Below are 19,611 nucleotides of genomic sequence, written 5' to 3' on the forward strand. Positions count from 1 at the left end.
GGCGGGAGGCGGCGCGCCTGCTGGAGGCCGCGCTTCGCGAGGCCCCCGGAGACGTGAAGGTGATGCACGCGTTGTCGCGGGCCCTGGACGCCGCGGGTGAGCGGGAGCGCTCCGTTCAGCTCCTGGAGTTGGTCCACGCGAAGGCGCCCTCGGACCCCGAGCCCGCGTGTGAGCTGGCGATGGCCCTGCTGGAGCGCACCGAGGACGCGCGCGCGGCGGAGGTCCTGGCGCCGGTGCTCGCGGCTCACGCCGAGCACCCCGGCGCGAACCTCTGCATGGCCATGGCGCTGGCGAAGACGGACCCGGAGCGGGCGCGAGCGCACTTGAGGCCCGCGAGCCGGAGCCCCGACGCGGACCAGCGGGCGCAGGCTGCGGCGCTGGAGCGTGCGTTGTCGGGACAGTCCCCCGGCTGAGCTCACGTCAGGCGGACACAGGCCTCGATGTTGTTGCCGTCCGGGTCCAGCAGGAACGCGGCGTAGTACGAGAAGCCGCCCTCGCGGACCCCGGGGGCGCCGTTGTCCCGTCCTCCCGCGGCGAGGCCCCGCTGGTGGAAGGCGTCCACCACCGCGCGGTCCTTCGTGGCGAACGCGAGGTGGAGCGGGCTGCGCGCCGGCGCGTGCTCGGCCGTCCAGGTCGACGGCCTCAAGGTGCCCACCCAGAGGAACGGCGACTTCGCGTCCGTGCCAAAGATGACGAAGCCCTCGCCGCGCTCCAGGACGCCCAGGCCAATCGGCTTCAGGCACGCCTCGTAGAAGCGCACGCTCGCGTCCAGGTCCGTCGTCACGAAACCGAAGTGGTCGAGCTGGAGCATGCCCGTACGGTGTGGACCCGCCCGTTCCCTCGACAAGTTCCTCCCGGAGTGTCGAGCGCCTGCCTTCCCGCCCGAATGGCGCTTTGAGTGGTAAGCTGTTTTTGCGGCTTATCGCTCATCCCTGTCGAGGGCTTCATGTCAGTCCTGCGTCTGCGTCACCTCCTCGTGTCCCTGGCGGTGGGGCTGGTGGCGGCGGCCCCCTCCGCGCTCGCGCGAGGGCGCTACTACAACGACTCCGGCAGCATCGAGACGACCCATCCTTCGTGGATGAGCTGGGTGTCGAACTCGACGAGCCTCGCGTCGTTGTCCATCCCCGGCACGCACGACACCATGGCGTATCAGTCGTATGGCGGGAGCCTGACGCAGACGCAGTCGTTGGACCTGCGCAAGCAGTTGGATGCGGGCGTGCGCGCGTTGGACATCCGGTGTCGACACATCGGCGACCGGTTCACCATCCATCACGGTGTGGTGTACCTGCACGTCAACTTCGATGACGTCCTGCGCACCACCATCCAGTTCCTGAACGACAACCCCACCGAGACGGTGGTGATGCGCGTGAAGCGCGAGCACACCGAGGAGGACATCACCCGGAGCTTCAACCAGACCTTCGAGTGGTATCGCGACCAGCCGGCCTACAGTCCGTATCTCTGGCGAGGCTCGCATGTGCCCACGCTGGGCGAGGTGCGCGGGCGCATCGTCGTGTTGGACGACTTCGCGGGGGGCGCTTACGGCATCCCCTGGGGGGCGCTGGAGCTCCAGGATGACTGGACCGTGTCGCAGCTCGCGGACATCGACGACAAGTGGAACAAGGTCCGGGCGCACCTGGACCGGACGCAGGGTGGCGCGCCGTCGAAGCTGTTCGTGAACTTCCTGAGCGGCGCCTCCGCCATGGCGCATCCGCTCCACGTCGCGGGTGGCATCAATGTCCTGGGCATCGGCTATCGCGGGGTGAACGACTTCGCCATCGACCACCTGGTGGGCGGGTACGCGCAGCGCGCGGGAATCCTGATGATGGACTTCCCCGGCGCGGGCCTGATTGACGCCATCCTCGCGCTCAACGTTCGGCTCCTGCCGAGCAGCGCGGCGCTCCCTCCGGACTTCGGAATCATCTTCCGGAACACGGCGCACACGGTGGGCGGTGACGCGGAGGCCCGGTGGCGCGGGACGCGGGCGTTCCTCCAGAACGCGGCGCCGGGGCGGTACTGGCACATCCTGGCGCTGAAGCGGGAGTGGGGCGGCTGGATGCACTACGAGGGCGCGTTCCTCCAGTCCGACTCCATGGATGAGTACACCCACCTGGCCTTCACGACGCGCACGGTGACGAGCGTGGTGGGGCCCTCGTATCTCGCCAGCTACGTGAACGGACAGCTCGGGAGCCTCTCTGGCGGCGCGGGAGATCGGGCCACGCAGCTCCATGGCCGGCTGAGTGCGCGCTTTCCGTTCCAGCTCTGGTCCGTGGTGGTGAAGCGCTCACCGGGAGGCCTGAGCAACTGGGCGTACTCGGACTACGGTCGTGGTTACAAGACGTCGTCGGGTGATTACACGTACGCGGTGCAGGGGTACTCGGCGGGAGACGGCGTGTACCTGCACGAGCACGGGGGCCACGAGGGCAACGTGATGCGGCTCACGTCGAGCGTCGGCAACCTGGGGGACTTCGGCTTCAACGACGTCACCAGCTCCGTGACGGTGCTCGGCTCGTATCAGGCGACGCTGTGCGAGCATGCGTTCATGTCTGGACGGTGTTTCAGCACGTCCTCCAGCATCGACAGTGTCGACTCGGTGGCGGGCGGGCCGTGGAATGATCGCATCTCCTCGCTCGCTGTCTCACGCTAGGGACCTGGGGCCGTGGTCGGAGGTGAGCACGTGAATCATGTTCCCGGTGGGAGGGGACATGAGCAACGAAGGCACCGGCTTGGATGGGTCGGCCCCGATGGTGTTGGGGCCGTGTCTCAGGAATCGACGTGGAGCCGTGGAGGTCTCGCTGACGAACCAGGTCGCGGACCTCCAGCTCATCCGGGTGGGGGCGGTGCGGGTGAACGGGCGCGAGGTTCCGCTGGAGGACATCGTCCTGGTCCCCGAGGAGGGGGCGGTGTGGCCCGGTGTGGACCTGTCGTCCCGGTGTCCGTTCCTCTTCGAGCGACAACGGCGTGTGTGGCTCCGGGTCGGGATTCCGCCGCTCGCGATGGGGGAGCACCGCGTCGAGCTGGAGCTCGAGTGTGGGGTTCATGGCGTCATCCGCGCGGAGGTGACCCAGGTCATCGACGAGCCGCATCCGGAGGCGGATGGGCGGATTCCGCGCGCCCCGGATGACGACTTCGCCGAGGAGGTCGTCCGCGCGCGGCGGGCCCACGCGGAGCAGTGGGCTGGGACGCGGCTGAGCCATGTGTCGAGCCCCTCGTTCGAGCCCGCGCATGCGAGGAACGCGTGTGAGCACTTCACCGGGGTGGCGCAGGTCCCGCTGGGCCTCGCGGGGCCGCTCATCATCCAGGGAGAGTACGCCCACGGTCCGTATCTGATTCCGCTGGCCACGACGGAGGGCGCGATGGTGGCGAGCTACAACCGGGGCATCAAGCTGCTCAACGCGTGTGGCGGAGCCCGCTGTACGGTGTTGGAGGATGCCATGCAGCGCGCGCCGGTCTTCGTGTTCGACGATGCGAAGGCGGGGCGTGATTTCTCGCGGTGGCTGCGAGCGAACGAGTCCGCCATCGCGGAGCAGGCCGAGGCGACGAGCCATGTGGCGAAGTTGCTGCGCCTGGAGACGTATCAGCTCCACCGGTTCGTCTTCGTGCGGTTCAACTTCGCGACGGGGGACGCGGCGGGCCAGAACATGGTGGGCAAGGCCACGTTCGCGGCGCTGCTCTGGATTCGCGAGCAGTATCCGCACATCCGGGCGAGCTTCCTGGATGGGAACGTCTCCACCGACAAGAAGTCGTCACGGCTGAACATCCTCCAGACGCGGGGCAAGCGCGTGACGGCGGAGGTGGTGGTGCCCAAGGCGCTGTTGCTGGAGAAGATGCGGACCTCCGTGCAGCAGGTCGTCCTGTTGCAGCGGGTCAGCGCGGAGGGCTCCAGCCTCGCGGGGGCGCACAACAACGGGTGTCAGTCCGCCAACGCGCTCGCGGCGTTGTTCATCGCCACCGGCCAGGACGTGGCGACGCTGGCGGAGTCGGCCGCGGGCGACCTGTACATGGACGAGACGCCGGAGGGCGACCTGCATGCCTCCATCACGCTCCCGTCGCTGGTGCTGGCGACACACGGAGGCGGCACGGGGCTGCCCACGCAGCGCGAGTGTCTGGAGCTGATGGACTGCTTCGGGCGAGGCAAGGTGCGCCGGCTCGCGGAGATTGTCGCTGGCGTGGTGCTCGCGGGGGAGCTGTCGCTGGCCTGCGCGGTGGCCTCCTCATTGGGCTCGGAGGAGTGGGTGACGAGCCACGAGAGCCTGGGGCGACACCACTGAGGGCGCGCCGGCCGCTCGCGAGAGGCCGGCGCCTTGCTGTCGACCCCATGGATGTGCCCAGCAGGTCCGAGCCCATGAGGGCTTCTATGAGGAACTGTCTCAGGAGCGCAGCGCAACCACCGTGACGCCGTCGCCGCCCTCGTGGCTCTCTCCCGGGCGATACATCCGGATGTAGGGCGAGTTCGCCAGATAGTCCCGCAGCGCCTGCTTCAGCGCGCCCGTGCCATGTCCGTGGACGATGAGCGCGGCCTCTTCACCGCTGCGCATGCCCTGGTCCAGGAAGGACTCCACCTCCGCCAGGGCCTCGTCCGCGCGCATGCCGCGCACGTCACAGCGGAAGTTCATCGCGTCCACCGGCGCGCCCGCCGCCGTGGACGCGCGCTTCAGCGCCGCATCCTGCTTCTGCCGCTCCGGGAACTTCGCCTGCTGCGGCTTGCGCGTGCGAGAACCCGACAGCTCCGAGGTGGGCACCCGCATCTTCATCGCGCCGCCCGCGGACACCACCGCGTGCCCATCCGCCAGCTCGAGAATCTCCACATCCCGAGCCAGCCCCGAGTGGTGCACCCACGCGCCGACCTTGAGGTTCACCGGCGCCGGGGCCTCCACCTGGAACAGCTCCGCCCTCGCGGCCAGGGCCCGCTTCTGCGCGTCCTCGGCCCGCTGCAGCAACTGCTGCCGTGCCTCCGACAGCGCCTTCTCGTTCTGCTCGGCGCGCAGCTTCGTGAGCAGCTTCTGGACCTCCGTCGCCGCCAGCTCGCTCGCCGCGTGGACGTCCTCGTTGAACTGCATCATCTTCGCGCGGCGCTCGCGCTCGAAGGTCTGCTTCTGCTTCTCCAGCTCCACGCGCAGCGCCTCGGCCTCCTTCGCCGCCACCCGCGCCTTCTCCAGCTCCTCGGAGAGCTTGCGCCGCTCCTCCTCGGCCGCCGCCAGCGCCTGCGACAGGGGACCGCCCGCGTTCATCGTCAGCTCACGGGCGCGCTCGCACACCCGCTGGGGCAGGCCCACCCGCGCCGCGACCTCGATGGCCGAGGACTGGCCCGCGGCGCCAATCTGGAGCCGATACGTCGGCGCCATGCGCTTCGAGTCGAAGCCCACCCTCGCGTTCAGGAAGCGCGGGTCCATGTGCGCCAGCGCCTTGAGCTCCTCCAGGTGCGTCGTCACCAGGGCCACGGCGTTCCTGGCCAGCAGGTCCTCGAGCACCGCGATGGCGATGGCCGCGCCCTCGCGCGGGTCCGTGTCCGCGGCGATCTCGTCGATCATCACCAGCGAGCCCTCGCCGACCTCCGCGATGATGTCGCGCAGCATCACCACGTGCGCGCTGAACGTCGACAGGCCCTGCGCCAGGTCCTGCGAGTCGCCCACCGTCGAGTGCACCGAGCGGTACAGCGGCATCCGCGAGCCTTCGCCCACCGGAATCGGCAGGCCCGCGCGCAGCATCAGCGCGCACAGCCCCACGCCCGTCAGCGTCACCGTCTTGCCGCCCGCGTTGGGGCCGGACACGATGAGCGCCTTCGCCCCGCCGTTGAGCGTCACGTCGTTGGCCACCACCTCGGTGCCTCGCAGCACCAGGCGAGGGTGGCGCAGCATCCGCAACTGGAGCTCCGTCACGCCCGCGAACTCCGGCGTCGTCGCGTCCAGGTCCGAGGAGAGGATGGCCACCGCCTCCACCTCGTCCAGCTCCGCCACCGCCTCCAGGCCCTCCAGGATGCGGTCCGCCTCCCGGCCGAGCAGCTGGCTCAGCTCCTGGAGCACCCGCCGCTCCTCCTCCAGCACCACCGACTGCGCGATGGCCAGGTCGTTGCCCAGCCCCACCATGGCCTGCGGCTCCATGAAGAGCGTCTGGCCCGTCTGGCTCGCGTTGTGGACGATGCCGTCCACCTCCGCGCGGTAGTTCGACACCACCGGCACCACGTAACGGCCATTGCGCAGGGTGTAGTAGTTCTCCCGCAGCTTGGCGACGAAGCCCTGGTCGTGGAGCATCTCGTCCAGGCGCGACTTGATGCGACGGTGCAGGCCGCGCGCCCTGTCGCGGGCCTCGCGAAGCTCCGGGCTCGCCCGGTCCGAGATCTCACCGTCCGGTTCGAAACACTGGTCGATGCGCCGGGCCAGCGACTCCAGCAGGGGCAGCCGCCGGGCGATGTCCATCAGCCGGGGCACGCGCTCCTTGCGCTCGTCCAGGGCCTCGCGGGTGCGCACGAAGGCGAACAGGAGCTGGGCGCCGTCGATGAGCTGCCGGGGCTCCAGGGTGCCGCCCTTGGCGGCGTGGCCCACATGGATTCGCAGGTCCACCACGCCGCCGAGCGGGAGGGAGAACTGCTCCTGAGAGAGGGTTCGCGCCTCACCCACCAGGGCCAGCGCCTCCGAGACCTGCTCGGCCGTGTCGAGGAACGGGCGGGCGAGCACGCGCTCCCGGCCTGGCTCCGTCCGACACCGCTGCGTCAGCGCTCGGAGCACATCCGCGAATCCGAGGTCTTCCAGCGTCTTTTGGGATATCTGCACGGTCATGGGTTTCATGCGTGGCCGTCCGGCCGTCAAGAGGATCTATTGAGGCGCCCGGCTCGGCTCTGCTATCTGCCGCGCATGCACTGGGTCATCCTGGTGGCGTGCCTGGCGGGCGCCGCTGACGCCGCACAGCCCTCCGCCCTGACGGGAGCGCGAACCCCGGCCGCCGCCCCCTCGCCCGGCACGCTGTCGGACGCGCTTGCCCTGGAGGCGGCTGGGGACGACGCCGCCGCGCTCCAGGCCGTGGAGGCCCTGGTTCTTGGCCAGCCCCGGTGGGAGCTGCCACGGATGGAGGCAGCCCGGCTGCTCCTGAAGCTGGGAGGCTCCATGGAGCAGGCCGAGGCCCACCTGGAGGTCGCCACCCGCGAGGCCCCCACCAACCCCCGCGCCTGGTACCTGCGGGGGCTCCTCTGGGAGGAGCGCGGCAACCCCATGCAGGCGGCCCGCGCCTACGAGACGGCGGTGCAGCACCGGGGCTCCTACGAGGAGGCCCGCTTCCGGCTCGGGGGCCTGTGGGTGTCGCTGGGCGACCTGCTCAAGGCGGAGCTCCACTACCGCTACCTGGCGCGCGCGAAGCCCGAGTGGGTGCAGGTGCGCCTGCAACTGGCGGACGTGCTGGAGAAGCAGGAGCGGCTGCTGGACGCGGAGACGGAGCTGCTGGCGGCGAGGAGCTTCCAGCCGGACAGCCCGTTGGTGCTCCGGCGGCTGGCCGACTTCTATGACCGCACGGAGCGGCCCCAGCTCGCGGCGAAGGTGCGCAAGTCCATGGAGCCGCGGGAGAAGCGGCGCATGCGAGCACTCAAGCCGTCGCGTCGCTGACGGTCGACGTCGCGATGCGTCGTTGCGATTGCACCCGAGAGCGTGGCGCATAGACTGCGCGCGCTTTGAAGACCGCCAACCTCGCCATCGTCTTCACCGACATCAAGGGCTTCACCGAGCGGACCCGTCGGCAGACGCTGGAGGAGAACCAGCGTCTGCTGCGCATCCACGGTGCCCTGCTGTCGCCGCTCTTCAAGGCGTTCGGTGGCCGCATCATCAAGTCCATCGGTGACGCGCTGCTCGTCACCTTCGAGTCGCCCACCCAGGCCGTCTTGAGCGGCGTCGCCATCCAGGACCGGCTGTGGCACCACAACCGGGTGTCACCGGAGGCGGACCAGCTCCACGTGCGCTTCGCCATCAACGTGGGGGAGGTGCGCCTGGACGGCAACGACATCTTCGGCGAGCCGGTGAACATCGCCGCGCGCGTGGAGGGGCTGGCCGAGGCGGGCGAGGTGTACTTCACGGAGGCCGTCTACCTCGCGATGAACCGGGCCGAGGTGCCCGCGCGCGAGGTGGGGGCCTTCGAGCTCAAGGGCATCCCCGGGAAGATCCGCGTCTTCCAGGTGCCGCGCGCGCCGTACAGGGTGGAGGCGCCGTCGGCGGGCGCCATCGCCGAGGCGCCGGGCAGCGAATCGAATCCGCCCTACGGCAACCTGGCCCTGTCGCGCGTGCCGGAGTCCGCGCTGGAGGCGCCCGGCGGGGAACTTCAGCAGCTCGGGGTGAAGGCGGCGGCGCTGGGCCAGAAGGCCGCGGCGGGCGCGGCGGTGCTGGGGCAGCACGCGGTGGTGTTGGGGCAGCAGGCGGTGGGACTCGGGCGACATGCCACCTCCCGATTGGAGGAGGTGGGCGGCGTCTCGGGGGCGTTGAGGACGCTGTCTTCCCAGCGCAAGGCGCTGGTGGTGGCCGGCTGCGTGTTGCTGGCGGTCGCGGTGGCGGGCGTGGGCATGGTGGCGCTCGGTGGCGGCCACGCGATGCGGGCCATCTCCGCGGTGGAGAGTGCGCCCAAGGCGGAGCGCGACCCGCTGGTGAAGGAGGCGCGCAAGGTCATCGCCGAGGAGCAGGACCCGGGCAAGCGGCTCTACCTGCAGGGGCGGCTGGACGAGGCGATGGAGAACACCCGTCGCTCGCTGGAGGACTACGGGCGCGCGGCGAAGGTGGGCAACCGCGACGCGGAGAAGCGCATCATCCAGTTGCTGGCGCATCCGACCTGCAACGTGCGCGTGGCCGCGGTGGACACGGTGCGCTCGCTCAAGCTGACGAGCGCGGTGTCGGCGCTGGAGGACCTCGCCGAGGATGGCGGCCCGGATGATGGCTCGGGCGGCTTCCTGGGCATGGGGAAGTGTGACTCCCGGGCGTCTGCCGAGCACGCGCTCAAGAGCTTCAAGGATTAGGCCCGGGCCCGGCTGGGCTCGCGCGAGGAAGGAATCACCGTGACGAAGGTGCAGACGGGACTGGATGTCTGGGTGGAGCAGGGCTTCTCCTCGCTGAAGGGCAAGCGTGTGGGCGCCATCGTCAATCCCACCAGCGTGGACTCGCGCTTCCGGCACCTGGCGGACCTGTTGTCCCAGGCGCCGGGCGTGACGCTGGCGGCGCTGTTCGGCCCCGAGCACGGTGTGCGCGGCGAGGCGCAGTACATGGTCGCCGTGGACGAGGCGAAGGACCGGCGCACGGGTGTGCCCGTGCACAGCCTCTATGGCTCCACCTTCGAGTCGCTGTCCCCGCGCGTCGAGTGGCTCCAGGGCCTGGACGCGCTCGTGTTCGACATCCAGGACGTGGGCAGCCGCTACTACACCTACGTCTACACCATGGCCCTGGCGATGAAGGTGGCGGCGAAGGCGGGCGTGCCCTTCTACGTGTTGGATCGGCCCAACCCGCTCAACGGCGTGGCGATGGAGGGCAACCTGGTGGGGGAGGGCTTCCGCTCCTTCGTGGGCCTGTACGCGCTGCCCAACCGTCACGGCATGACGGCGGGAGAGCTGGCGCGGCTGTTCAACGCGCAGGAGGGCTTCGGCTGTGAGCTGACGGTGGTGCCGTGCGAGGGCTGGCGCCGCGAGCAGTTCTGGTCCGAGACGGGCCTGCCGTTCATCTCCCCGTCGCCCAACATGCCCACGCCGGACACGGCGCTGGTGTACCCGGGCATGTGCCTGGGCGAGGGCACCAACGTGTCCGAGGGGCGCGGGACGTGCCGCCCGTTCGAGCAGTTCGGCGCGCCCTGGGTGGACACGGACGCGCTGCTGGCGCGGCTGGCGAAGGAGCAGCTGCCGGGGGTGGCCTTCCGCGCGGTGGGCTTCACGCCGACGTTCGACAAGTACCGGGGCGAGTCCTGCAACGGGGCCTTCATCCACGTGACGGACCGGCGGGCGTTCCAGCCGCTGCGCACGGGCATCGCCATCTTCCAGGCGCTGCACGACATCGGCCCGGGGAGGTTCGACTGGCGGGCGGACGCGTACGAGTTCGTGGAGGACGTGCCGGCGTTCGACCTGCTGTGCGGGACGGACCAGGTGCGCCGGGGCATCCTGGAGGGGTGGAGCCTGGACCGGCTGATGGAGGGGTTCCAGGCCCAATCCGAGCGCTTCGCCGGGCACAGGGAGCCCTTCCTGCTGTACGCTTGAGCGTGGGACCTTCCACGTGATTGGTGTCTTCTCCGACAGCCACGGCGACCTTCAAGCCTTCGATGCGGCCTACGAGCTGCTGCGCTCCCTGGGGGCGCGGCGGTTCCTGTTCACGGGCGCGCGCTACACGGACCTGGACGAGTGGCTGCTCTGGCGCCGGCAGAAGTCGCGCGGCGGCCGGGAGTACTCGGACGCGGACTTCCTGGCGGACGTGAGCCAGTGGCTGGGCAGCCAGGACGCGCTGCCCCGCACGCCGTCCCGGGGCGAGGCCCCCGCGGACGTGGCCTCCGAGGAGGACCGGCGGCTGGTGATGGAGCGCTTCGTGCGCGTGCCGGAGCGGGACTCGCTCCAGTATCGGGACCCCGCCATCAACAACAAGGCGATGGACCTGCTGGGCGACACGCTGTGCTGCGTGGTGCACGACAAGAACGACCTGACGCGCGAGGACCTGCTCAACGCGCTGGTGTTCATCCATGGCAAGGACCCGGAGCCCAAGGTGGTGCAGATTGGCCCGCGCTACTTCCTGACGCCGGGGAGGCTGGTGGGCGCGGCGGAGCAGACGTGCGCGCTGTTGGATCGGGTGGACCGGGAGCTGCGCTTCTCCGCGTACCGGCTGGATGGCCACGTGGTGCTGGAGCCCCACGTGCTGACGTTGGACAAGAAGTCCCCGAAGCTGACCTTGAAGTGACGTGAGGCCCTGACGTGCAGGTCGCGCTGCTTGGAGGCTCGTTCAACCCGCCGCACGTGGGGCACCTGATGGCCGCCTCGTACGTGCACGCGACGCAGGGCGTGGACCAGGTGTGGCTGATGCCGTCCTGGCAGCACCCGTTCGGCAAGCAGATGGAGGACTTCGAGCACCGCATCGCGATGTGCGAGGCGATGTGTCGGGAGACCTCGGGCTGGTTGAGGACGACGCGCATCGAGAGCGAGCCGGGGTTGACGGGGCGCACGGTGGACACGCTCGAGCTGCTGGTGGCGCGTCACCCGGACGTGCGCTGGTCCATCATCATCGGCAGCGACATCCTGAGGGACCTGCCGCACTGGAAGGACTTCCACCGCATCGAGGCGATGTCGCGTGTGCTGGTGCTGTACCGCGCGGGCTATCCGGCGCCCAACACCGTGGGGCCTCCCTTGGCGGAGGTGTCCTCCACGGAGATTCGTGAGCTGCTGGCCCGAGGCAAGGAGCCCTCGGACCTGGTGCCCTCGGGAGTGCTGGCCCATGCCCGCGCGGCGGGGCTGTACGGGCTGGGACGCGCTCGGTAGGTCGCGGTGGTTCGCCAGGAATCAGGCAGGGCCCGTGCTTGATATGACCGGGGCATGTCGCTGACGCTGCACACGTCGCTTCCCGTGGGTGAGGGAGGTGAGGACGCATGCTGCCGGGCGCGTCCGTGTTGGAGTCACACTCCCGCGATTAGAGACCGAACCCCACCAGGTGCAGGTCTCCCAGCCCATCGTCGTAGCGACGGGAGAACTGGTAGAAGAGGGAGAAAGGCACCGACTGGCCGATGGTGGACTGCAACGACAGCGCGGTGCCGAAGGCCCCGTGGTTGTCCCGGTTGTCCGTGCGCGCCAGCGTCCCGAAGACCTCGAGCTGGAGGTTGCTCACGAAGAGCGACGGGAACAGCCACAGCGTGGAGGCCCAGCCGTAGTCGATGGGCATGCGGTAGCGATACGTGGCCGTGCCGACCATCGCGTTCTTCGCGCGCAAGGTGATGTCCTCGTAGCCGCGCACGTACTCGCTGAAGGCGATGCCAGGCTGGAGCTGGAGAGGAAGGGAGCCCGTCTCCGTCGAGCGACGGCTGCTGTACCAGACCTGTCCCGCCGTGAGCCCGCCGACTTCCAGCAGGCCCTCGGGCGCGCCCGGCAGATAGCGGCCCACCGCGGAGAGCTGGAGGTGATCCCTGCCGATGAAGAAGCCCGCGAGGAACGCGTCCAGGCCCACGCGCAGATCTCCCACCGTCGAGTCCAGGGCGAAGGCGCCCGGATAGATGGCGGCGCTGACGTTGATGCCGAGTCCGCGCTGGAGGCCGCCGTACGACGTCGCATCGCCCGCGAAGTAGGACGTGGAGACCTCCGGACCGATGAGCCGGGTGACGAGGCCGGGGAAGCGGCCCACGGCGTCGTACTCGCGCCGCAGGGCGAGCACGCCAATCGTCACGGGCGTCGTCCAGAACGTGCGCGACGCGTAGGCCAGGGCCTGCAGGTCCGTGCGCTCGTTCTCGCGCAGGCGCGACACGGAGGCCTGGAGATACCAGGGCGCCAGCTGCGCGTTGCCGTACGCGAGCGCGACGTTCGGCTCCTTGTCCTGCGTGCTGTAGGCGAAGGACAGCGCGTAGGCGTGGAAGCCGAGCCGGTCCTGTCCCGCGAGCGCGAGGCCGCCGCTGAAGATGAGGTCGTCCGAGTCCTCGCTCTTGGTCGCGAGCCACACGTAGGGCAGACGGAACTCGGGGATGAGGAAGCCCTCCAGCGTCGAGTAGGGCTCATCGCCGAGGACCGTGACGGCCTTGCCGGGGTCCGGAGGCGGCGCGACCACGGGCGCGTCCAGGTCTCCAAGATCCGCGACGGGTACCGTCGACGGCGGCACCGCGATGGGCGGCGGCGCGGTGGGGACGGTCTCCGCGAGAGGGGCGTCGGGCGCGGCGGGGAAGGGCGTTGGCGTGAAGTCGTTCGGTGGTGGCTCGGTCCCCGCGGGTGCCTGTTCGTTGGCGACGGGCGTGTTCGCCGGACCGGGCGGGCTCGTTGCCTCGGACGTCACGTTTCCCGTCTCCGGGGTCGACGCGACCTCGCCCGTTGGCGGTGCTGCATCCGGTGGGAAAGGAGCCGGTGCCGGTGTGACCTCTTGCCCCGGCATCGATGACGTGGCGCCCTGCTCCGACGGCGACGTTCCGGTGGGGGCGGCGGTGAGCGGAGGGGGGCTCATCGGCGAGTCCTCCGAGGTCGCCTCGGCGTGCGAGGACGTCGTGCCCGTGGGGGCAATGACGGGAGCCACCGTGGCCTGTCGCTCGGGGATGTCCACCATGGGAGCGTGGTCGATGGTGAACGCGGTGCCGTCCCTGTTCAGGAACGTCACCTCCTTCGTGCCCACGGGATTCACGTCCAGCACCAGGAAGGGCGCGTCGGTGATTCGCTCGAACGCGCGCGTGTCGACGTTCATCACGTGCGCCTGGAGGCGCGTCTCGTACTCCCGCAGGAACACGATGCGCTCCGCGTCCAGCCAGCGCGGCGAGTAGTTGAACTGCCCATCTCGCGTCAGCCAGCGCAGTCGGCCATCCTCCTCGCGCATCACCAGGTCCCAGCCCTGGCTCCCGCCGAGCGGGAACACGATGCGCTTCCCATCCGGAGACACGGAGGGCGGCCCCACCGGGGCGCTCGCCTCGAAGCTCGTGAGCGGCTCCTGCTTCCCCGTGTCCAACTCCAGCCGCCGCAGGTTGGCGGTGTCCCCCTCGACGTGGACAAAGACATACGCCTTGCCGTCCGGGGTGATGCTCCCGCCCATGCCCTTCAGGCCATCCCAGACGCGCACCACGTCGCCCGAGCGCGCGTCCACGCGCCACAGCTTCGCATCGTACGCGCCCACCGCGTTCAGGTCCGCCATGACCAGGTACAGCCACGCGCCATCCGCGCTGAACGACATGCCACTGACCAGCGTGGACGTCCCCAGCACCCAGCGACGGAAGGGCAGCAGCTCCACCAAGGGCCGCTCGAAGCGCACGCGCCCGTCCTGCTCGCGCACCGTCAGCCGCGAATACTCCGTGCGCCCCACGCTCACCAGCGCTGTCGTCCCCGAGTCCGGATGCGAGGCGAGCCGCGAGAAGTAGCCCGCGTCGCGCTGCCACACCGTCTGCGTCGGAGGGCGCTCGCGGACGATGAGCTGCTCACGCAGGTTCTTGGTGAACTCGGCGAACAGCGAGCCGATGTCCCGGCCGTATACCCGCTTGAAGCGCAGCGTCACCGCGATGGGCGGGATGATGGTGCTGCCCTGGTCATCCACCAGCTTCCAGAGCTTCTCCTCGCCGTACTGCGAGGCCAGGTACTCCACGAAGTGCATGCCCGTCAGGTAGTTGCCGCCGAACGGATCCAACGCACGGTTCTCCGGTGACAGGAACCCCGGGTCCATCCGGCCGTCACGCGCCTGCACCACCGATTCGAACCAGCCACGCCACACCGGGCTGTGCGGACGCCCCGTGTCCTTGCCGAAGCGGCCCTCGTAGTACGTGGCCAGGCCCTCCAGGAACCACGACTCCGTGAAGGTGTTGGGTTGGAACAGGCCCCCCGTGAAGGTGTTGAGGAAGCCCCAGAGCCCGTCCGCCTGCTGGAGCTGTACGTAGTGCACGGCCTCGTGGCAGGCCACGTCGCCCACGTCCACCTCGCCCAGCCCGAAGAGGTGGAACAGCTCCAGCGTCACGTGCGCTGGCATCACCATCTGCTGGGGGACGCTGGCGTAGTCCGGGACGACGTATGCGTTGTTGAAGTTCGCGCTCGTCAGGTAGACGAGGACCTTGTCCCTCGGCTTCTGCCGCACGGTGTGACCGCGCAGCCGCTCCACGCAGCCCTCCAGCCTCGCCGCCATGCGCAACGCGGAGGCGCGCAGGTGCTCCGGGTAATAGAGCTCCAGTGACTCCGTCGTCAGCTTCCGCATCGAGTCGCGCGCGAAGGACGTCTGGATGTCTTGGGGAAAACGGGGTGTGACGGAAGCGCACCCCCAGCATGTCAGCAGGAGACAGACGACCCAGGCGTGCCAGCGGAGGGGCCGGCGGGTAGCAGGCATGGGAGCCATCCTACTGGCCACAATTCGTAGCCACGAACGCGTTTTTCACGGTAAGGGGAGGCCCTCCGCTTCCCTTACGATTTCGGATTCCTCCATGTCCCAACCGGATACCCAGGCGCATCCTGTTCCCCAGCATGTCCACCAGGCGCAGCTCCAGGTCGCCGCGGCCCTCGAGAAGGCCGAGGGCAAGCCGATCGATCTGCTCAAGGCGCCCTGGGCTGATGTGGAGAAGGCGGTCGCGAAGGTCCTCGGTGGCCCGTTCCAGGTGAACCAGCCCGAGCACCAGACGCTGGCGCTGGGCCTGGCCGGCGCCTTCGCCATGCGCCTCATCATGGAGCACCAGGCGTTCTGGTTCCCCAACCGGGACTCGCCCGAGGGCGCCACGCTGGGCTTCCCCGAGGCCATCATCATGCTGTCGCCGTTCGGCGCGGCGATGGACGCGCTGGGGCAGAGCAAGCTGAGCCGGCTGGACGACCTGGCGGGGGACATCCGCCGTTCGCTGGGCCAGGCCCGCTTCGGCACCAACCCGGCCCAGGCGCTGGGGGGGCAGGCCCCCAAGCTGACGCCCGTGGACTACCAGCGGCTGTTCGACCCCGGCTTCCTGCAGTTCGTCGTGGTGGACCCGGCGAAGGCGAAGACGGCGCTGGAGACCAAGCCGGACGTGCTCGCCCGTGACGTGCGCGCCGCCCTGGGTCGCGCGCAGGACCTGCCGGCCGAGGCTCGCCAGCAGTTCGAGGGGCAGATCGTCCAGTCCCTGCAGCGGTTGGATCCCAGCAAGTCGCTCATCGAGCAGGCCGAGCGCGCCCCGCGTCTGGCGGAGCTGATGGTGCACCTGTTCGCCACGGTGAACGGCACGGGCTCGGCGCCCGAGGACTTCTGGCACGACATCGTCCTGCCGCTGCTCTTCATCGGCGCGCCGACCACGTTCCCGCCGCTGGATGACGAGGAACTGGAGCTGTTCCGCAACGGCGCGGACCCGCTGCCGCTGTTCGTGGACGTGGTGCCGCACGCGCACAGCGCGCCGGACGAGGGCCTGTTGGGCGCATTCGAGATGAGCGACATCGGCCTCTTGCACCCGGGCTTCGCTCGGGTGGGCGCGCTGCGGCTCATCCGCATCGACCCCACGCGCATCAAGCCGCTGCTGGCCAGCTTCGACGCGCAGAAGCTCGCGACGAGCATCAAGACGTTCGGCGAGACGGTGGCGACGGCCGCGGGCAAGCCGGTCAACGACACGCCGCAGGGCAAGGAGATGCTCCAGGCCTCGCTCACGCTGCTGTCGGACCTGAAGCGGGGCGTGGGTGAGGGCAAGGGCGAGCTGTGCCTGCGCCGCCTCACCGAGGCCGAGGCCGCCTCCGAGCGCGCCCTGGGTTCGGTGCGCAAGGGCCTTCAGGGCTCGCTCATCATCACCTGAGCCGCTTCTCCAGCGCGGCGCGCGATTCGGGGCTGAGTCTCTCCGAGACGAGCTTCAGCGCGCGCCGCGACAGCAGTCGGTAGATGGGGGCGAGGTCGTCCGGGAGCGCATCCAGGTGCGCGCCGACCACGCCCGCATCGCCCCGGACGATGGGACCGGTGAGGCTCCCCGCGAGGCCGCGTGCGTCCATGCCTCGCAGCGCGGAGCGCATCAGGGGCAGCAGGGCGCGGAGTGCTGCGTCGGGCGCGATTCCCGCGGTGCCGAGCGCCGCGACGGCCGCGTCGGCGAGCGCCACGACGAGCCCCGCGCTCATCACCGCGCCCGCGTGGTAGGCGGCGCGGTGGGATTCCGGGACCTCGATGGCTTCGAGCTCCACGTCTTCGGCCATGTGCCGCAGCACTTCGCGCAGGGGCCTGGAGCTCGTGCTGATGGACGCGGTGTGGCCGGCGAGCGAGTCGTGCGCGGAGGACACGGCGCAGAGCGGATGGAACGATCCGAGGGCGCGGCCTCGTGGCTCGCCGAGGGCTTGGAGTGACAGCGCTCCTGCCGTGTGCACGAGGGCAACGGAGCGGGGCAGGGTGCTGGCGAGTGCTTTCGCGACGCGGGGGACCTCCGCATCCGGGACGCAGAGGAGGATGAGCCGCGCGCGTCGCAAGTCCGCGGGTGTCGATGGCTTCAGGCCGAGTGCCGCGATCCGCTGACGACCTTCGTCACCGCGTGAGTGGAGCGTCACGGGCCAGCCCGTCGCGCTCAGCGCGAGACCGAGGGCTCCGCCGAGGCGACCTGTTCCGACGATGACGACGGGGGGACGCTTCGCTGAACGTGTGGCTCGTGGAGTCGGTGCGCTGGCGACGCTGCCGGGGGCCGGGCGGATGTTGGTGGTGTGGCTCGCGGAGGTGCTTCGTCGCGGGGACTTCACTCGCTTTGTGCTGGTGGCGACAGGAATCGTAGCGGGCGTTTTGACGCGGTTCGCGACGGGGAGTTCCTGCGCTGCCTCCGTGGGCTCGACGCCTGAGGGGGCTGCCCGCTTCGCGGTGGCGGTAGCTCGCTTCGCGCCGGGTTTTCTCGATGAGGCTTCGACCTGCGCGGCGCCGGCGGATGCGGACCGCTTCGTGGTGCTGGTAGCTCGCTTCGCGCCGGGTCTATTCGATGAGACCTCGGCCTGTGCGGCGCTGGCGAATGCGGACCGCTTCGTGGTGCTGGTAGCTCGCTTCGCGCCGGGTCTCTTCGATGAGACCTCGGCCTGCGCGGCGCCGCTGACGGTCTCGAGGGTCGTCGGAGAGCTCTCCTGATGAGGCTCTATCCCCCCGTCGCTGGCGGACGCGGGGCGCTTCGCGGTCGCGCGGCCCCGGGAGGATTCCTTCCTCGGGGCACTTCGCTTCCGCGAGGCGCGCTGACTCATCGCTCCCGCTGGAACGCGAGCTGTCCGGCGTGGAGCGCGACGCGCACGCGGTCTCCCGCGCCGAACTCACCGGACAGGATGCGCTCGGCCAGCGGTCCTTCCACCAGCCGCTGCACCATCTGCCGCATGGGACGCGCGCCGAGCTGCGGGTCGAAGCCGCCCGACTTCAGCAGGTGCCCCACCACGTCGTCGCCCGCCACGTACTCGATGCCACGCTCGGTCGACAGCCGCTTGCTGCTCTCCTCCAGCAGCAGCGTCGCGATGCGCGCGACCTCCTCCTCCTCCAGCGGACGGAAGGGGAGCCGCTCGTCGATGCGATTCCACAGCTCCGGCGGAAGCGCCCGACGCGCCGCCGACGCCGCGTGCTCCAGCGCGCTCGCAGCGCCCGAGCTCTCCTGCCCGAAGCCCAGCGGACGACCCGTGCGAGAGAACGCCTCCGCGCCCAGGTTGGTCGTCAGCACGATGACGGTGTTCGAGAAGTCGATGTGCCGACCCTTGCCATCCGTCAGCCGCCCCTCCTCCAGGACCTGGAGCAGCAGCAGCTGCACCTCGCGGTGCGCCTTCTCGATTTCGTCCAGCACCACCACGGACGAGGGACGCCGACGCACCGGCTCCGTCAGCTGTCCACCCTCGCCATGGCCCACGTAACCCGCCGGCGAGCCGATGAGGCGCGACACCCCGTGCGCCTCCGACATCTCGCTCATATCCAGCCGCACCAGCGCGTCGCGGTTGCCGAAGAGCACCTCCGCCAGCCCGCGCGCCATCTCCGTCTTGCCCACGCCCGTGGGCCCCAGGAACAGGAAGCTGCCCATGGGACGCCGCGACGCGAAGCCCGCGTAGTTGCGACGGATGACCCGCGCGATGCGCGCGATCGCCTCCTCGTGGCCGATGACCCGCTCGCCCAGGTCCTGCTCCAGCCGGAGCAGCCTCGCCGAGTCGTTCATGAGCAGCCGCTCCGCCGGAACGCCCGCGAGCTTCGCCACCACCCGCGCCACGTCCGACGGCTCCACCACGTCACGCCCCTCGCGGTGGCACCGGCTCCCCGCCAGGTCCACCACCGAGATGGCCTTGTCCGGCATGAACCGGTCCGTCACGTAGCGACTCGCCAGCGACGCCGCGGCCTCCAGCGCCTCCGGCCGATAGCGCAGCGCGTGGTGCTCCTCGTACCGGCCGATGATGCCGCGGAGGATCTCCACCGTCTCCGGCACCGACGGCTCGTGCACCACCACCGCCGTGAAGCGCCGCTCGAGCGCCGGGTCCGCGCTGATGAACTTGCGGTACTCGTCGTGCGTCGTCGCGCCGATGCAGGGGAACTCACCCCGCGCCATCGCCGTCTTCAGCTCGTTGGCCGCGTCCTGCGGACCGTCGCCCGTGGAGCCCGCGCCCACCAGCGTGTGGATTTCGTCGATGAAGACCATCACGCGCCCCTCGGCGCGGCGGACCTCTTCCTTCAACGCGTTGAGCTTCTCGGAGAACGAGCCGCGAAGCTGGGTGCCCGCCACCAGCGAGGCCATGTCCAGCTCCACCACCACCTTCTCCGCCAGCCCGCCACGCAGCCCCAGCAGCCGCTGCGCCACGCCCTCCACCACCGCCGTCTTGCCCACGCCCGCCTCACCCAGGAGGCAGGGATTGTTCGTGCGGCGCTTGCCGAGGACATCGATGACCTCCTCGATTTCGCGCGCGCGGCCCACCACTGGGTCCAGCTTCCCCTCACGGGCCGCCTGGCTCAGGTTGCGGCCCAGCGACGTGAGCAGCGGGAACGCCTTGGGGTCCAGCGCCATCGAGGGGCCCTTCGCCACCGCCACCGCCGCCTGGGCGGGACGCGCCGC

15 protein-coding genes and 1 pseudogene are annotated in these 19,611 nt (G+C 70.1%); 10 read left to right on the forward strand and 6 right to left on the reverse strand.

The annotated features are described in order from the left end of the window. Positions 1-413, forward strand: a 413-nt coding sequence (locus tag FL311_RS44270) for a tetratricopeptide repeat protein (protein WP_141329562.1), incomplete at its 5' end; no start/stop codon positions are given. A gap of 2 nt (positions 414-415) precedes the next feature. Here the strand turns inward: FL311_RS44270 and FL311_RS27510 are convergent. After that, positions 416-811 (reverse strand): VOC family protein, encoded by a 396-nt coding sequence (locus tag FL311_RS27510; RefSeq protein WP_141329564.1) that lies wholly within the window; start codon positions 809-811, stop codon positions 416-418. A gap of 135 nt (positions 812-946) precedes the next feature. Between FL311_RS27510 and FL311_RS27515 the strand changes: the two genes are divergently transcribed. Together FL311_RS27515 and FL311_RS27520 are read left to right on the forward strand one after the other, a co-directional pair. Further along, positions 947-2,644 carry a phosphatidylinositol-specific phospholipase C domain-containing protein gene (locus tag FL311_RS27515; RefSeq protein ID WP_141329566.1) on the forward strand — a complete coding sequence of 566 codons (1,698 nt, stop codon included), beginning with the start codon at positions 947-949 and terminating at the stop codon, positions 2,642-2,644. A 58-nt stretch (positions 2,645-2,702) separates the two neighbouring features. Next, positions 2,703-4,268, forward strand: coding sequence for a hydroxymethylglutaryl-CoA reductase (locus FL311_RS27520; protein WP_141329568.1), 1,566 nt, complete (start codon positions 2,703-2,705; stop codon positions 4,266-4,268). 99 nt (positions 4,269-4,367) lie between these two features. Here the strand turns inward: FL311_RS27520 and FL311_RS27525 are convergent, their stop codons facing one another. After that, complete coding sequence (locus FL311_RS27525; protein ID WP_141329582.1) at positions 4,368-6,773, reverse strand: endonuclease MutS2; 2,406 nt, start codon at positions 6,771-6,773, stop codon at positions 4,368-4,370. Between the two features lie 75 nt (positions 6,774-6,848). Between FL311_RS27525 and FL311_RS27530 the strand changes: the two genes are divergently transcribed. The 5 genes from FL311_RS27530 to nadD all read left to right on the forward strand — a co-directional run bounded on the left by FL311_RS27530 (position 6,849) and on the right by nadD (position 11,464). Continuing rightward, positions 6,849-7,589, forward strand: coding sequence for a tetratricopeptide repeat protein (locus FL311_RS27530; RefSeq protein WP_141329584.1), 741 nt, complete (start codon positions 6,849-6,851; stop codon positions 7,587-7,589). 65 nt (positions 7,590-7,654) lie between these two features. Continuing rightward, on the forward strand, positions 7,655-8,980 hold the full coding sequence (locus FL311_RS27535) for an adenylate/guanylate cyclase domain-containing protein (protein ID WP_194869385.1): 1,326 nt from the start codon (positions 7,655-7,657) through the stop codon (positions 8,978-8,980). A gap of 39 nt (positions 8,981-9,019) precedes the next feature. Beyond that, a complete protein-coding gene (locus FL311_RS27540) occupies positions 9,020-10,201 on the forward strand; it encodes an exo-beta-N-acetylmuramidase NamZ domain-containing protein (protein WP_141329570.1) in 1,182 nt (393 codons plus the stop codon). 16 nt (positions 10,202-10,217) lie between these two features. Further along, on the forward strand, positions 10,218-10,889 hold the full coding sequence (locus tag FL311_RS27545) for a hypothetical protein (protein WP_046713479.1): 672 nt from the start codon (positions 10,218-10,220) through the stop codon (positions 10,887-10,889). Between the two features lie 14 nt (positions 10,890-10,903). After that, complete coding sequence (gene nadD / locus FL311_RS27550) at positions 10,904-11,464, forward strand: nicotinate (nicotinamide) nucleotide adenylyltransferase (RefSeq protein ID WP_141329572.1); 561 nt, start codon at positions 10,904-10,906, stop codon at positions 11,462-11,464. Positions 11,465-11,612: 148 nt separating this feature from the next. Here nadD and FL311_RS27555 read toward each other — a convergent pair whose 3' ends face one another. Further along, positions 11,613-14,840 (reverse strand): hypothetical protein, encoded by a 3,228-nt coding sequence (locus FL311_RS27555; protein ID WP_228557118.1) that lies wholly within the window; start codon positions 14,838-14,840, stop codon positions 11,613-11,615. Positions 14,841-15,063: 223 nt separating this feature from the next. Between FL311_RS27555 and FL311_RS27560 the strand changes: the two genes are divergently transcribed. Then, positions 15,064-16,380, forward strand: coding sequence for a hypothetical protein (locus FL311_RS27560; protein ID WP_141329576.1), 1,317 nt, complete (start codon positions 15,064-15,066; stop codon positions 16,378-16,380). Here the strand turns inward: FL311_RS27560 and FL311_RS45380 are convergent. Then, complete coding sequence (locus tag FL311_RS45380) at positions 16,373-16,852, reverse strand: DUF2520 domain-containing protein (RefSeq protein ID WP_228557119.1); 480 nt, start codon at positions 16,850-16,852, stop codon at positions 16,373-16,375. The two genes, FL311_RS27560 and FL311_RS45380, sit on opposite strands and share 8 nt — an antisense overlap. Before the next feature lie 60 nt (positions 16,853-16,912). After that, positions 16,913-17,299: pseudogene (locus FL311_RS45385) on the reverse strand (NAD(P)-binding domain-containing protein); the annotation flags it as partial. On the opposite strand from FL311_RS45385, the gene FL311_RS45390 reads away from it, so the two are divergent. Continuing rightward, positions 17,253-17,672, forward strand: coding sequence for a hypothetical protein (locus FL311_RS45390; protein ID WP_228557120.1), 420 nt, complete (start codon positions 17,253-17,255; stop codon positions 17,670-17,672). The pseudogene FL311_RS45385 and the gene FL311_RS45390 sit on opposite strands and share 47 nt — an antisense overlap. Before the next feature lie 106 nt (positions 17,673-17,778). Here the strand turns inward: FL311_RS45390 and FL311_RS27570 are convergent. Beyond that, a partial coding sequence (locus tag FL311_RS27570) for an AAA family ATPase (protein ID WP_141329580.1) occupies positions 17,779-19,611 on the reverse strand: 1,833 nt, incomplete at its 5' end.

Source organism: Myxococcus sp. AB025B (genome assembly GCF_006518215.1).
GTDB classification, from domain to species: Bacteria; Myxococcota; Myxococcia; order Myxococcales; family Myxococcaceae; genus Myxococcus; species Myxococcus fulvus.

Excerpts from the sequence above, each read along its gene's own strand:
- FL311_RS27530 (WP_141329584.1), top strand. The coding sequence starts at position 6,849 with ATGCACTGGGTCATCCTGGTGGCGTGCCTGGCGGGCGCCGCTGACGCC.
- FL311_RS27555 (WP_228557118.1), bottom strand. The coding sequence starts at position 14,840 with ATGCGGAAGCTGACGACGGAGTCACTGGAGCTCTATTACCCGGAGCAC.
- FL311_RS27515 (WP_141329566.1), top strand. The coding sequence starts at position 947 with ATGTCAGTCCTGCGTCTGCGTCACCTCCTCGTGTCCCTGGCGGTGGGG.
- FL311_RS27510 (WP_141329564.1), bottom strand. The coding sequence starts at position 811 with ATGCTCCAGCTCGACCACTTCGGTTTCGTGACGACGGACCTGGACGCG.
- FL311_RS45390 (WP_228557120.1), top strand. The coding sequence starts at position 17,253 with ATGTTGGTGGTGTGGCTCGCGGAGGTGCTTCGTCGCGGGGACTTCACT.
- FL311_RS27560 (WP_141329576.1), top strand. The coding sequence starts at position 15,064 with ATGTCCCAACCGGATACCCAGGCGCATCCTGTTCCCCAGCATGTCCAC.
- FL311_RS27520 (WP_141329568.1), top strand. The coding sequence starts at position 2,703 with ATGAGCAACGAAGGCACCGGCTTGGATGGGTCGGCCCCGATGGTGTTG.
- FL311_RS27525 (WP_141329582.1), bottom strand. The coding sequence starts at position 6,773 with ATGACCGTGCAGATATCCCAAAAGACGCTGGAAGACCTCGGATTCGCG.